11 protein-coding genes and 1 other annotated feature are annotated in these 13,971 nt (G+C 37.1%); of the genes, 8 read left to right on the top strand and 3 right to left on the bottom strand.

Annotation, left to right across the window (positions count from 1 at the left end; genetic code table 11):
• Window positions 1-7 precede the first annotated feature (7 nt).
• Window positions 8-841 carry a type I methionyl aminopeptidase gene (map, locus tag LKF16_RS07810; protein ID WP_291470235.1) on the bottom strand — a complete coding sequence of 278 codons (834 nt, stop codon included), beginning with the start codon at window positions 839-841 and terminating at the stop codon, window positions 8-10.
• Window positions 842-1,012: 171 nt separating this feature from the next.
• Between map and LKF16_RS07805 the strand changes: the two genes are divergently transcribed.
• The 3 genes from LKF16_RS07805 (at window position 1,013) to LKF16_RS07795 (ending at window position 5,194) form a co-directional block, all read left to right on the top strand.
• Window positions 1,013-1,783 carry a hypothetical protein gene (locus LKF16_RS07805; RefSeq protein ID WP_291470233.1) on the top strand — a complete coding sequence of 257 codons (771 nt, stop codon included), beginning with the start codon at window positions 1,013-1,015 and terminating at the stop codon, window positions 1,781-1,783.
• Window positions 1,784-2,027: 244 nt separating this feature from the next.
• Entirely contained in the window at window positions 2,028-4,133 is a 2,106-nt protein-coding gene (locus tag LKF16_RS07800; RefSeq protein ID WP_291470231.1) for a hypothetical protein, read from the top strand.
• A gap of 239 nt (window positions 4,134-4,372) precedes the next feature.
• Complete coding sequence (locus LKF16_RS07795; RefSeq protein WP_291470229.1) at window positions 4,373-5,194, top strand: hypothetical protein; 822 nt, start codon at window positions 4,373-4,375, stop codon at window positions 5,192-5,194.
• Window positions 5,195-5,229: 35 nt separating this feature from the next.
• Here LKF16_RS07795 and LKF16_RS07790 read toward each other — a convergent pair whose 3' ends face one another.
• A complete protein-coding gene (locus tag LKF16_RS07790; RefSeq protein WP_291470227.1) occupies window positions 5,230-5,733 on the bottom strand; it encodes a GNAT family N-acetyltransferase in 504 nt (167 codons plus the stop codon).
• A gap of 69 nt (window positions 5,734-5,802) precedes the next feature.
• Window positions 5,803-7,197, bottom strand: coding sequence for an asparagine--tRNA ligase (gene asnS / locus LKF16_RS07785; protein WP_291470225.1), 1,395 nt, complete (start codon window positions 7,195-7,197; stop codon window positions 5,803-5,805).
• 137 nt (window positions 7,198-7,334) lie between these two features.
• Window positions 7,335-7,566: a binding site (T-box leader), on the bottom strand.
• Between the two features lie 153 nt (window positions 7,567-7,719).
• Here asnS and LKF16_RS07780 point away from each other — a divergent pair.
• The 5 genes from LKF16_RS07780 to LKF16_RS07760 all read left to right on the top strand — a co-directional run bounded on the left by LKF16_RS07780 (window position 7,720) and on the right by LKF16_RS07760 (window position 13,778).
• Complete coding sequence (locus LKF16_RS07780) at window positions 7,720-8,337, top strand: FMN-dependent NADH-azoreductase (RefSeq protein WP_291470224.1); 618 nt, start codon at window positions 7,720-7,722, stop codon at window positions 8,335-8,337.
• Window positions 8,338-8,352: 15 nt separating this feature from the next.
• Window positions 8,353-9,762, top strand: coding sequence for a DHA2 family efflux MFS transporter permease subunit (locus LKF16_RS07775; RefSeq protein WP_291470223.1), 1,410 nt, complete (start codon window positions 8,353-8,355; stop codon window positions 9,760-9,762).
• A 2-nt stretch (window positions 9,763-9,764) separates the two neighbouring features.
• Complete coding sequence (locus tag LKF16_RS07770; RefSeq protein WP_291470221.1) at window positions 9,765-10,205, top strand: MarR family winged helix-turn-helix transcriptional regulator; 441 nt, start codon at window positions 9,765-9,767, stop codon at window positions 10,203-10,205.
• Window positions 10,206-10,267: 62 nt separating this feature from the next.
• On the top strand, window positions 10,268-12,043 hold the full coding sequence (locus tag LKF16_RS07765) for an ABC transporter ATP-binding protein (protein ID WP_291470220.1): 1,776 nt from the start codon (window positions 10,268-10,270) through the stop codon (window positions 12,041-12,043).
• Window positions 12,033-13,778 carry an ABC transporter ATP-binding protein gene (locus LKF16_RS07760; protein ID WP_291470218.1) on the top strand — a complete coding sequence of 582 codons (1,746 nt, stop codon included), beginning with the start codon at window positions 12,033-12,035 and terminating at the stop codon, window positions 13,776-13,778. The genes LKF16_RS07765 and LKF16_RS07760 overlap by 11 nt, the downstream gene beginning before the upstream one ends.
• Window positions 13,779-13,971 lie beyond the last annotated feature (193 nt).

Below are 13,971 nucleotides of genomic sequence, written 5' to 3'. Positions count from 1 at the left end.
CAAGTTATTAATAGTTATTATCTTTGATATATTGACGTGCCCATGCGAGCATCTTAGCATCTTCTTCAGCATCTTGTGAAGTTAAGATTTTTGGACCGTCATCGGTAATTGCTAGTGTGTGTTCATATTGAGCAGACCAGCTACCATCAGCGGAAACGTAGTAGATCCAAGGGTCATTCTTATCTTTGAGAGTATGATCCTTGATCTCCCAAGTTCCTTCGTTGATCATTGGTTCGATCGTAATTGTCATACCAGCCTTGAGACGGAGTCCCTTGCCTTTTTGACCGTAGTGAAATACGTCGGGCTTTTCGTGCATTGTAGGTTGGATACCATGTCCGATCAATTCACGAACGTCGCCGTAGTCGTGTTTATTTTCAGTGAAGTCTTGAATGGCAAAACCAATGTCGCCTAAGCGATTGCCAACAACACTTTGGGCAATTCCTAAGTAGAGCGACTTCTTCGTAACGTCCATGAGATCTTTGGTTGATTGACTAACGTTTCCAACGGCATAGCTCCAGCAAGAATCGCTTTCGTAACCATCTTTGTTAACAGTCATGTCAACTTTGACGATGTCGCCTTCTTTAAGGATCAAATTTTTACGTGGAGTACCATGTGCGACCTCATCGTTGACGTCGACACAGGTTGCGTATTTATAGCCTTCAAAGCCTTTTTCAGAAGGCGTGGCACCATGTTCTGTGATATAGTCGTTAGCAAAAACTTCAATGTCGTATGCTGACAAACCAGGTTTGATCATGTCGCGAAGTCCTAGATGGACACCTGCCAAAACCTTACCAGATTCACGCATACCTTCAATTTCTCGTTCTGATTTTAATGTGATCATTTAATTTAGTTCACCCCTTACACGTTATTGTAGAACATTAAACTCGAATAGAAAAATATTGTTGTTATACATTTCATTAATTATACGCCTAGAAAAAAATTTTACCTCTAAAAAGATTTTTGCAGTGTTATAGTACTTAATATAATTATATTTATATTTCGGGGAGAAATTATGAAAAAAGCAGCAATTGTTATGGGTATCGGCGCATTAGTTATTTTAGCAGGATGCGGCTCGAATACTACGAATGGCAAATCAGGTAATAATGAACCAACGTCTTCGAAATCGGTCAATGAAACAGGATATCAAAAATTAAGCAAGGCGGATCAGAATAATGTGAGCTTCAAATTTGCCGTTAGCAAGGATGAAGAGAGCTCAAATTATTCGATTTCAGGAACGATCAAGAATAATTCTAAAAAGGTCGTAACGATCGATGAATCGTATTTCCATTTGGTTAGGGGTAAAAAGAGCATTAAGTCAGCATCTAAAGAAAAAGTTTCTGTGAAAGCAGGGCAACAAATTACAGTAAACGAGCTGTTCAAGAATGTCGACAGCAGTCTTTTGAGTAATGGAAAAGTATCAATTCAATACTTTGATTCAGCGAATGTAGTCGCAACACCAGATTTTTCAGATGATATTGATACTGGTGATGAAACAGATCAAACTGACAATACGAACCAAAGTACTGGTGATACGACAAGCGATAACGATTCAAATGACTCGCAAGATACTTCTGGCAATATTGTAGATAGTAGTGCGAAAGCAATTTCACTATTTAATGGTGCAGTCGGTGAGGAATCTTCCGTGACCGCAACAGACAATGGAAGCGATGGCTATACAATTAATGATAGTGATGGCAAAAGTGTGGGAACTGTTATGTATAACGGCGATACGATTGTCGTTAATGGTCCTATGATGTCATACGACGAAAACCCAAATGCATAATTTAAAATACAGTTATATACATATAAAAAACGCATGAAGCTATGAAAAAGTTTCATGCGTTTTCATTTGCTTTTTTCATCCTTAAAGTAGACTATAAAAGATGTTTACAAGTTTTGCAGAATTGGTTCAAAAATCACTAAAAATACTTTTGGACTTTAATCATTCTATTGCTGGAATTTATTTATAATTCTTAATTAACAAGATAAATAATAATAAATCGTTTTCCAATAAAATGAGGATAACAATGAGTAAAAAAATATTAATTGGCATCAATTGGTTAGCTGCAGGAATATTGACTTTAGTATTGTTATTTGCGGCGTTCATTCCAGAAGCCTTCCTTAACAAAGAAAATTGGGTCCAACCTCCAGTTCTGATCATAGTCTCAATTGGTCTATTGATCATTATCAATGGTATCCGCAAGGGTGTCGATTTGATGACGCCAAAGATGTATCGCTGGTCATTAATAATCGTTGGTGCCTTGATTTTTATCGCTCAACTTTTTGTCGCACTTAGCTTTATTGATGTTGCAAGAGCGGATAGTTATTTTGTTCGTGAGCAGGCAATTGCCTTAGCTAGAGGCAGTCAAGTATGGCAGGATTATTTCAAAATTTATCCTAATAATGTCAATACAGCGCTATTTGAAGCGTCTTTGATCAAGCCATTTTTGAAGTTAGGAATTACTCAACCTTGGCCATGGCTAAATATTATTAGGTTTATCTGGATCGATACCGGATTACTTTCCGGTCTATTTATTATCAGACGTTGGAAATATTGGCGTCCAGCAGCCTTGTTACTTATGATCACTTGGCTATTGAGCGTTCCAGTATATAGTTTTGGATTGTTCTCATACAATGATCCATTGATTATGCCAATGGCGTTAAACATTATCGCACTGGGATTGATTTTCAAAAGTCATCATGGAAAAATTAGATGGCTAGCAGGCATCGGAAGCTGGCTCTTATTAGCTTTATCAGTTGTAATGAAAAGCAACCAGATCGTGCTTTGGATCGCTATTTTTATCATCTTAGTCATTGGTTCATTCGCAAAAATGGTTGACTGGAAGTTAGCCCTGAAATGGCTAGTCGGAAGCGTTATAACGCTAGTCTTATTCTTTGGGATGTTTTCTGGAATTGCCAAAAACAATGGCTATGTCAAAAGTCCTGACCAGTCAACGCCAGTAACTAGCTGGATCGCAATGAGTTTGAATCCACAGACTCAAGGTCAATACAACGGAGCGGATTTTTATTCAGTCCGTTCAGCCAAAACAGCGACTGAAAAAAAGACGATTGCTAATGACAAGATTCGCGAGCGTGTTTCAGAAATGGGTCCGATCGGATTAACGTCTCACTTTGTTCAGAAGTTAGGAGTCTTTCTCAGTCACGGAGACTTTGATGCCATCAACTTGAATCAGCAGTGGGTCAAAGCTCCATCAGAATTTATTAGCCATCAAGATTCGGATCGTTTCTGGGCCTTGTTGGTTGCACAAGTTGGATATATTACCTTATTGTTAGGAATCATTTGGAAATTATTCACCACTCGCAAGCATCTACTAGTAACGTCATTATTGAGCATGTTCACGCTAGGGTTAACCGCATTTCACGTTCTGATCTGGGAAGTTGAACCGCGTTATGCCTTGCCATTGTTACCAATTATTATGGTCTTAGGAACAGTCGGCTGGTCGTCCGCACCACAGTTTAGTTTCAACACATCCAGAAGAGTGGCAGTCAGTGGTTTGATGGCTGTGGGAATTATCTTGAGTACTTTCAGTCTGATTCAAACCACCAACTTGCAAGCATCTCAAACAACCTCTGTGGACCTTCAAGGTATTGGTAGTTACTTCGATCCGAAGTCAGTTCAAATCAATCCTCATGAAAAATACGATTTTAACGTTCCTGTCAGAGGTCATAGTTCTGATCGAATCGATCTAACTTCAAGGTCCAAATCTATCGTTACAATCACAGTCAGTGATAACGAAAAGGTCATTCGCAAGGTGACCGATGAAGCTAAGTCGACTCAAACTGTGAAGTATCCAACCACCACGGCTAGAAACTTGAAAATTTCGATCCTCAACAATAGCAATCAACCAGTGAGCTACACTGGTGGGCTTTCCAGCTATTCGTTAACTAGTGGCAAGATATTGCCAAGTCCGCAGATGAATCTTAAATGGTACGTGGATCAAACTCATCGTGCGCCGCTTGGAACCATCAGAAGATTGACGCCAAGAGAAATGGACTCATCGACCTTGATCATCTTAAACGCTACGTTATTTATGACCGCAATTTTAGTTGTAACGTGGTCCAGACGAAAAGTCATTATCAGAATATTTTCACGTAAAAGAAGATTTCGTTAAAAAAGAGTATCAGGATATTCAAAACCCCTGATACTCTTTTGTTGTGAGCTATACAGCAGCTCAAAAATTTAGAAATCAATTTCTTTTAATACTGACGAGTTCAGTGAAAAATCTTTTTACAGTCGCAGGTTGAAGAATTTGGGCCGTTTCTTTTAATTGTTCGATAAGCGTATTGTTATTTTGAAATAAATATTTTAATGATATGGTAAATGCATAAACAATTTTTGGGGGAAATATTAATGAAAAAAAGCATTATATTAATGGGGATAATTTCGGCGATGCTTCTGGCGGGATGCAGTTCCAACTCTAGCTCGTCTAATAGTGCAAACGATCCAGCTAACGTAAGCGGCAGTACTTCAAACGCTTATCAAAAGTTGAGCCAACAAGATAAGAAGCAAGTGAAGTTTAGTTTTAAATTAACTCAAGAAGATAAGAACAAATACTCAGTCAATATGACGGTGAAAAATAACTCATCGAAAAATATTAGTTTAAAGTATGCCGATTTTTCTTTGATCAGAGGCGATGAGACTATTAAATCTGATAAAAAAGGCACCACGACGCTTTCGCATGGACAAGCAATTACTATCAACCAACTATTTACCAAGGTTTCGACTACCACGTTGAGCAACGGTCAGGTCAAGATTCAATATCTAAACTCTGACAATATTGTTGCTAAACCAGATTTTTCAGACCAGATCAACGTTGATGACAGCGATGACCAAGACAGTTCGGATACTAATGCAAGTTCAAACAGCAGTAGTCAAACAACTTCATCGAACGATGATTCTCAATCTGACAATAGCAGCGATTCTACTTCGCAACAAAGCGACCAAGTGGTTAAACGTGCTGATCAAGCAGAAGATTTGTATAGACGTGCTACTGGTACTTGGAGTGGGGGACTCACAGTTCAAAAAACTTCAGGCGGATGGAATATGATCTGGGATACTGGCGCTAACGGATATGTCGATAATAATGGAAATGTTACAAGTAGCCAAGGGGTAACCACTACATATGATGAAATGCTGCATGCACAACAAAACGGTGGACCTGTTAAACCTTAATTTTAGAAATCTCTCGATACTGTCGAGGGATTTTTTTATTTCCAGCGCTCAAAACCTGTCAGATCACAAATATCAGGGCGTTGGATAATGCCAATTTTTTCAAAATGTTGCTTGGACAATAATTTTTGCATCGGGATGTTCTTCTCGTGGGTATCAGTACGAAGGCTGTGGATGTCGTTTTCAAGAGCTCTCTGCCATGCAAAATCCAATAACTTTGATCCGATGCCATGACCCTTAACGTCGTTGTCGACAGCTAGTCGGTGAATGGTCTCGTAATCTCCATTTCTATTCCATGTACCAGATTGAATGTTATCGTATTCCGGTTGTCTTAAAAAAGTTAGCGTGATGCTGCCGACAATGTTTCTGTCCTCAATCGCAACGAAGCATTCTTGATTTGAAATGTCAGTCATTATGACTTCTTTTGATGGATAACCATTTTGCCACTGGTCAATTCTTTCAGCTTTGAAAAAAGCTTGTGCCTGTTGAATCAAGGTCATGATTTTAGGTAGGTCAGTTGATGTAGCTGTTTTGATTTTCATAATAAAACCTCCATATTGTATAAAAAAAGGCTTGATCAAAATGATCAAGCCTTAAGTTTCTAAGTAAGATTAGAATTCGGCATTTCCTGGTGTTCTTGGGTAAGCTATAACGTCACGGATGTTTGACATACCTGTTAGGTACATAACAAGACGTTCGAAACCAATTCCGAAACCTGAGTGAACTGTACCGCCGTACTTACGTAATTCTAAGTACCACTTGTATTCTTCAGGATTTAAGTTGAAGTCTTTAAGTTTTTCTTCTAAGACGTCCATTCTTTCTTCACGTTGTGATCCACCGATCAACTCACCAATTTCAGGAACTAATAAGTCAGCAGCAGCAACGGTCTTGCCGTCGTCGTTAGCACGCATATAGAAAGCTTTGAAGTCTTTAGGATAATCTGTTAAGAAAACAGGTTTCTTGAAGACTTTTTCTGAAAGGTAACGTTCATGTTCAGCTTCAAGATCTAAGCCCCAGCTAACTGGAACTTCAAAGTTTACATCAGCTTTTTCAAGCAAGTCGATGGCTTCGGTATAAGTTATCTGTGCAAATTTTTCAGAAACAGTGTTCTTCAAACGGCTGATCAAGTTTTCATCAACGTTGTCGTTCAAGAATTCAACTTCTTCTTTAGCATGGTCGAGCACGTAGTTAACTACGTATTTCAACAATTCTTCAGAAACGTTGATCTCATCTTGCATGTCGGCAAAGGCCATTTCTGGTTCGATCATCCAGAACTCTGAAGCGTGACGACCAGTATGTGAGTTTTCAGCTCTAAATGTAGGACCAAATGTATAAACGTTTCTGAGTGAAAGTGCGAAGGCTTCAACTTCAAGTTGGCCAGAAACAGTTAAGTTAGTTTCCTTCTTGAAAAAGTCTTGGTTGTAATCAACTTTGCCATCGTCTGTCTTTGGAACGTTGTTCAAGTCTAAAGTCGTAACTTGGAACATTTCACCGGCACCTTCAGCATCTGAACTAGTGATGATAGGTGTTTGGATGTATGAAAAGTCGTGATGTTGCAAGTATTCATGAATTGCAAATGCGGCAATCGAACGGATTTTAAATACTGAGTAAAAAGTATTTGTACGTGGACGCAAGTGAGCGATTGTTCTTAGATATTCATATGAATGAGCTTTCTTTTGTAATGGATAATCAACATCAGAAGAACCCAATTCTTTAACTTCTGTAGCATGAATTTCAAATGGTTGTTGAGCATCAGGAGTTAAGGCAAGTGCACCAGTAACTTCGATCGTTGTACTGATTGGGAATTTCTTGATGTCATCAAAGGCGTCTTCCATATCAGCCTTGGCGAAAACAACTTGAACATTCTTGAAGAATGAACCGTCATTAACTTCGATGAAACCAATTTTTTTAGAACCTCTAAGAGTTCTGATCCAACCTTCGATAGTGATCTCTTCACCATCTTTGTATTCTTTAGTGAATAAATCTTTTGCTGTAACTTTTACCATAAATGGATTCTCCTTTCGATATTGAAGAAGTGCTAGGGAGTGAAAACTTTGGGGTTTGGGTTAGGTGAGGCTTCCGATAAGTGCCACTAAATGCTAAAAAGCATTAAGTGGCACTAAAAAAAGACCCAACATCCCAATAAAGGGACGAAAGGTCTTTCGCGGTACCACCCAATTTGTTTTCATACGAAAACATCTCTACAAGCACAAACATGCTCTCTGGCTGTAACGTGCCAGATCCGTCTAACCCTACTGTTGGTTCAGGCCGATGACAAAAGATGTTTTTCGTAAATACCCGCATGCTAGGTTTACACTGACCCTAACTCACTGAAAATTGGATAAATAGTACTCCTTCTTTTTTAAATCCTATGTATTAAGTTATTGAAAGAGTAGCACAGAAATTTGGTGGTTGTAAAGGTTAAAGACCAAAATGAAAAATTTTAACAAAAAGGTTGCCAACCACATAAAATGGTGTTAATTTATTATACGTGGTCGGCAACATAAAATAAAAAAGAGGTTTTATTAATGAAAAAAGTATTAGTAGTTAAAGCACATCCTGAAAATAGTGAATCTAGAACTTTGAAAGTGTTAAATCAATTCTTGAAAGATTATGAAGATAAAAATCCCGAAGATGTGATTCAAATCGATGATTTATATGATGAGGATTTTCCGGAGTTAGGTCCGGATCAATTTGAGGCATGGTCATTAATGAGAAATAATGATAGTTTGCAAAAATTATCAAAAGACGCTAAATCTAAGATAGATTTATACAATCAGGCAATTGATCAATACATTGATGCTGATAAAATTGTCATCGCAAATCCTATGTGGAATATGATGGTTCCGACGAAATTGAAGTCATGGATCGATGCTATCAATATTGCTGGAAAAACTTTTAAGTATACAGCAGATGGTGCTGAACCTTTGGCACCTGGTAAGAAAGTTATTCATATCCAATCAGCAGGCGGTTTTTATGAAGGTAAAGACTTTGGAAGCCAATATATCAAAGGCATGATGGAATTTCTAGGTAGTCAGCCAGTTCAAAAAATCAGTGTCGAAGGCATGGATCATTTCCCTGAAAAAGCTGAAGGTCTAATGCAAGAAAGTTTATCAGAAGCTAGAAAACTAGCCACAACATTTTAACTGGAGGTAATAATTATGGAAACAGTACGTAATGTTGACACCCATGGGAATACTTATAACCGAACTTTTCTGATTTTATCCGTATTGCTTGGTGGCTTTATGACCGTTTTGACAGAAACCTTACTCAATAATGGATTGCCTGCGATTGAAAGAAGCTTTGGAATTAGTACTTCAACAGTACAATGGCTATCTACCGGCTATTTATTGGTAATTGGAATTATGGTGCCAATTTCTGCAACTTTGCTATATAAATTTAAATCAAAAAGTTTATATCTTAGTTCTATTTTGATTTTTTTGATAGGGACTAGTACTGCTTATCTTGCACCAAACTTCTCCATATTATTAATTGGTCGTTTGATTCAAGCAGTTAGTGTCGGGATTATCATGCCATTCATGCAAAATATTATGGTCATGATTTTCCCTCCAGAAAAACGTGGTATGGCGATGGGGTTAACAGGAATCGTAGTGGCACTTGCTCCAGCAATCGGACCAACTCTTTCAGGCTGGATCGTTGATAATGCAACATGGCGTGACCTGTTTGGGATTTTGATCCCAGTTTCAATTTTAGTAATCGTTTTAGCATATTTTGGTATGAGAGATATTGTAGAAACTACTAATCCAAAATTAGATTTAATTTCGGTTTTAGAGTCGACAGTTGGTTTTGGTGGCATCCTTTTGGGATTTTCAATTATTGGTTCTGGAAATTTAATTGTTAGTTTGAGTGCGTTAGTTGTCGGAGCAATCGGTATAACGTTGTTGATCAGACGTCAGTTAAAAATAAAAATTCCAATGTTAGATATGAAAGTTTTCAAGTCGAGTATTTTTACCAGAACTACGTGGCTAAGTAGTATTGCTAATATGTCATTGTTGGGGATGCAATTATTAGTTCCTTTGTATCTTCAGTCAGTATTTCAGACTAGTGCGCTTACCGCTGGATTAGTAATGTTACCAGGAGCATTGATGATGGGTATTGTTAATCCATTGGCAGGTAATTTGTTTGATAAATATGGTATTAAAAAATTGGCTATCACAGGTTTCTCGATTTTTACAGTTGCAACAATCGGATTTCTTTTGATTGATCCAAATACTTCTTTAGTTCTAGTATCCATTTTGTATGCTGTTTGGATGATCGGTATTTCATTAGTAGCTATGCAGCTAGCAACAGCAGGAATAAATGATCTTGCTCCTAATTTAGTCGCACATGGAAATGCCATTAATACGATGGCTCGACAAATTGCTGCAGCTATTGCAACGGCGTTATTAGTTTCTATTTCTAGTATCGGTGCAAAAGCAATGGTTGCTTCTGGTACAATTGGAGCAGAACTTTTTGGTTATCGTTTAGCTTATTTAACGGTTGTTATCATTTCAGTTATCGGATTAATTGGAACTTTTAAGTTGAAGAATAATCAATCAAGAGAGGCTTAATTATGAATGAAACTAATTTTCCACTGGGAAATATTATTATTGCTTTGGTATCATCTCATCGAAATTTGACTACGCAACGAATCAGAAAATTGGGTTTATACCCAGGTCAAGATATGATCTTGATGCAATTGTTACAACGAGATCGACAGTCTCAAAATGAACTTGTTCAATCCCTTTGCGTTGATCATTCAACAATTGCTAAATCAGTTAATAGATTGATGAAAAATGATTTGGTTGTAACTGTGAAATCAGAGATCGACAAACGAGTTACTTTAGTAAGTTTAACCTCTAAAGGAAAAGACATTGCTCAGCAAGCACAAGATGTCTGGGACGACGTTGAAAAAATTGCTACGGGTGATATGTCATCGGAAGAGGTTACTTCATTTTTAAAATTATCAGAAGAAATGGTAAGAAATTTCAATAATGCGATGGATAAAAAATAAGGTGAGGGCATCTTATTAGGAATGATATGTTGCCAACCACCTTTTAATAGAGGAGAACATGAATGCTTAAATTATTAAAACGTTTGAATAAACGTGAATATGGCATGATATTGGTCAGTGTTATTTTTATAGCACTTCAGGTTTGGCTAGAATTAAAAATTCCTGATTATATGTCTGTCCTGACCCAACAGCTAGAAACCAAAGGTACCACGGTCTCGCAAATACTGTCACCAGGAATGACGATGTTGCTACTATCGATATTGAGTGTCGTCGCATCAGTGATAGTTGGTTATTTCGTCGCAAAGATTGCTGCTGGATTTACGGCACGTTTGCGTAAAGACACATTTAATCAGGTCATGGATTTTTCTCAAGAAGATTTGAAAAAATTTTCTATCCCCAGCCTTTTGACCAGATCGACAAATGATATTACTCAAGTGCAAACCTTTGTTGCTATGGGACTTCAGGCAATTATCAAAGCACCAATCACGGCAATTTGGGCAATTACCAAGATAGCAAACAAGGGATGGCAATGGACGACTGCCACTGGAATAGCTGTTTTACTATTAGTCTTGATGCTGACCTTCATTTTATTAATGGTTCAGCCTAAATTTAAGGTAGTTCAGGGATTAACTGATCGACTAAATTCAATTACGCGTGAGAATCTAAATGGTATTAAAGTTGTCCATGCGTACAACGCCGAAGATTATCAAAATGAAAAATTCGATGAGGCAAATAACAATTTAACCAAAACAAATTTATTTGCTTATCGAGTCTTATCATTAATGAACCCCGGAATGACCTTCATTTCCAGTGCCTTGACTTTATCAGTTTATGCAATTGGAGCGGTAGTCATTGAGGCAGCTGCTCAAACACAAAAGCTAGTATTGTTTGGTAATATGATTGTCTTTTCTTCATACGCAATGCAAGTTATCATGGGATTTTTGTTATTGTCGATAATCTTTGTTTTGTTACCAAGAGTCAGTGTATCGGCAAACCGTTTGAATGAAGTGTTAGATGTAAAGCCTTCTATTCAATATCCAGAACAATCCGGTTCAGAAGATAATACAGAAGAATCAGGAAAGATTGAGTTTGATAACGTTGGTTTTAAGTACCAAGGAGCAGAATCTAGTGCTCTAAAAGATATGAGTTTTACCGCTAATAAAGGTCAGACAATTGCTTTTATTGGATCGACTGGGAGTGGTAAAAGTACAGCACTACAGTTAATATCCCGTTTGTATGATGCGACGAGTGGGTCAATTAAGATCGATGGCAGAGATATTAGAAAATACACTGAAAAAGATTTGAACGATAAAATTGGGTACGTGCCACAAAGTGCTGTTCTTTTTAGTGGAACAATTAGATCTAATATTGATTTTGGTACCAAGAAAAATCGAAAAGCCCTAACGGATGAAGAAATTTATCAAGCATTGGATATAGCTCAATCTAAAGATTTTGTGATGGATAAGGATAAACAATTAGACGCACCGGTTGCTCAAAATGGCGATAATTTTTCTGGAGGTCAGAAACAAAGATTGGGAATTGCCAGGGCTGTCGCACGTAGACCGGAAATTTTATTATTTGATGATTCATTTTCTGCATTGGATTATGAAACAGATGCAAAATTGCGCCAAAGCTTAAAAGAAAAAGCTGGTAATATTACCAAAATCATTGTTGCCCAAAGAATCAGTACTGTTATGGATGCTGACCAAATCATTGTCCTAGATAATGGTGAAGTCGTTGGGCAAGGAACTCATCAAGAATTATTAAAAGATAATCATGTTTATCAAGAAATAGCTTACTCACAACTTTCTAAGGAGGAATTGGCTAATGGAAAATAAAAAGATTAGTTTAATGGCCGGTATTAAAAAATATGGTCAAACTTATATTAAATATTTGATCTTAGCAGCAATCTTCTCCTTGATCGGTAGTGTGGCAACGGTAATTGGACCTAGTCAATTGAGTAAGATCACCAATTTGATCTCGGCTGGACTGCATTCAGCTATTAATGTGCCAGAAGTGTTTAAGATCACTGTAATATTAGCGATTATCTACATTGTGGGAGCGATATTTAATTATTTTCAAGGTTTTATCATCGCGACCGTCACACAAAAATTTACACAAGGATTAAGGTCGAATATTAGTTCCAAAATTAATCGATTGCCATTAAAGTATTTTGATACCCATGACCAAGGGGATACTTTAAGTCGAGTTACCAATGATTTGGATACTTTAGGACAATCGCTGAATCAAAGCTTAGGAACGGTTATTTCGTCTACATTATTAATTGTCGGATCAATCGTTATGATGCTAATTACCAATTGGATACTGACATTAACAGCGGTAATTGCCGTATTGATTGGTTTTGTATTAACTATTTTGATCATGATGAGATCGCAGAAGTATTTCAATAATCAGCAAAATGGTCTGGCTAATGTTTCCGGATTTCTAGAAGAGACTTATAGTGGCCAAACTATCGTTAAAACTTATAATAATACTGATAATGCTTCGAAAAAATTCGATCAACTCAATAATAATTTGTACGACAATGTTTGGAAATCTCAATTCTTATCAGGAATCATGCAACCACTGATGAACTTTATCGGTAACTTTGGTTACGTTGCCGTAGTTATTGTAGGTTCAATTTTAGTTTTGAACCATGTGATCACAATTGGTGTTGTTGTTGCTTTTATCGTATTTGTAAGAATATTTACCCAACCGTTATCACAAATAACACAAGCTTTTTCAAGTTTACAATCCGCTCAGGCAGCTATGAAACGAGTCTTTGAATTCTTGGATGAAAAAGAAGTCGATGATGAGATGGATAAACCTGATCAAATAGTTAAGACTAAGGGTCAGGTCGATTTTGAACACGTAAAATTTGGATATGATAAAGATAATACAATCATCAAAGACTTTGACGTTCATGTAAAACCTGGTCAGAAGATTGCAATTGTGGGTCCGACAGGATCTGGGAAAACTACGATCGTCAGTTTGTTGATGAGATTTTATGACCCAGATAGTGGGAAAATCAAGATTGATGGGATCGATACTCAAAATTTACAGCGTAGCAATGTCAGAGAACAATTCGATATGGTATTACAGGACACATGGTTATTTGAAGATACCATCATGAATAATCTCAAATATAATCAATCTGACGTAACTGATGAACAAGTTAAAAGGGCCACTAAAGCGGTTGACATCGATCATTTCATTAATACTCTACCAAATGGCTATCAGACCGTTTTGGATGACTCAGTCAGCCTTTCTGCGGGTCAAAGGCAATTGCTTACTATTGCTAGAGCTTTGATCAGAAATAAGTCGATGCTAATTCTAGATGAGGCTACTAGTTCAGTCGATACTAGAACTGAGGAGCAAATTCAAAAAGCCATGGATCTGCTGACAGAAAACCGGACCTCATTCATTATTGCTCATCGCCTTTCAACAATTAAAAATGCTGATCTTATTTTAGTTTTAAAGGATGGCAAGATAATAGAACGAGGTACGCATGGACAATTAATGAAACAAGCAGGTTTTTATTCTAATTTATATAACAGTCAATTTGAGATGTAATTAAAAACATACCTATAAGAAGGTATGTTTTTTACTTTGACGTGATTAAATTTCAGTCATAATATTAAATTAGAATTGGATTGTTAATAAATTCGCTAATTAGATGTAAAAAGTGTAGTATTAGTTACCCAAACATATGTTTGGTACAAAGTCCAATGTGACGTCATATATAACTAACTATAAGGTTAATAAC

This window comes from Companilactobacillus sp., from assembly GCF_022484265.1.
In the GTDB taxonomy this organism is placed as follows: domain Bacteria; phylum Bacillota; class Bacilli; order Lactobacillales; family Lactobacillaceae; genus Companilactobacillus.
This window is presented reverse-complemented; position numbering and strand designations above follow the sequence as displayed.

Coding starts and splice junctions, on each gene's coding strand:
- map (WP_291470235.1), bottom strand. CDS start 841: ATGATCACATTAAAATCAGAACGAGAAATTGAAGGTATGCGTGAATCT.
- LKF16_RS07805 (WP_291470233.1), top strand. CDS start 1,013: ATGAAAAAAGCAGCAATTGTTATGGGTATCGGCGCATTAGTTATTTTA.
- LKF16_RS07800 (WP_291470231.1), top strand. CDS start 2,028: ATGAGTAAAAAAATATTAATTGGCATCAATTGGTTAGCTGCAGGAATA.
- LKF16_RS07795 (WP_291470229.1), top strand. CDS start 4,373: ATGAAAAAAAGCATTATATTAATGGGGATAATTTCGGCGATGCTTCTG.
- LKF16_RS07790 (WP_291470227.1), bottom strand. CDS start 5,733: ATGAAAATCAAAACAGCTACATCAACTGACCTACCTAAAATCATGACC.
- asnS (WP_291470225.1), bottom strand. CDS start 7,197: ATGGTAAAAGTTACAGCAAAAGATTTATTCACTAAAGAATACAAAGAT.
- LKF16_RS07780 (WP_291470224.1), top strand. CDS start 7,720: ATGAAAAAAGTATTAGTAGTTAAAGCACATCCTGAAAATAGTGAATCT.
- LKF16_RS07775 (WP_291470223.1), top strand. CDS start 8,353: ATGGAAACAGTACGTAATGTTGACACCCATGGGAATACTTATAACCGA.
- LKF16_RS07770 (WP_291470221.1), top strand. CDS start 9,765: ATGAATGAAACTAATTTTCCACTGGGAAATATTATTATTGCTTTGGTA.
- LKF16_RS07765 (WP_291470220.1), top strand. CDS start 10,268: ATGCTTAAATTATTAAAACGTTTGAATAAACGTGAATATGGCATGATA.
- LKF16_RS07760 (WP_291470218.1), top strand. CDS start 12,033: ATGGAAAATAAAAAGATTAGTTTAATGGCCGGTATTAAAAAATATGGT.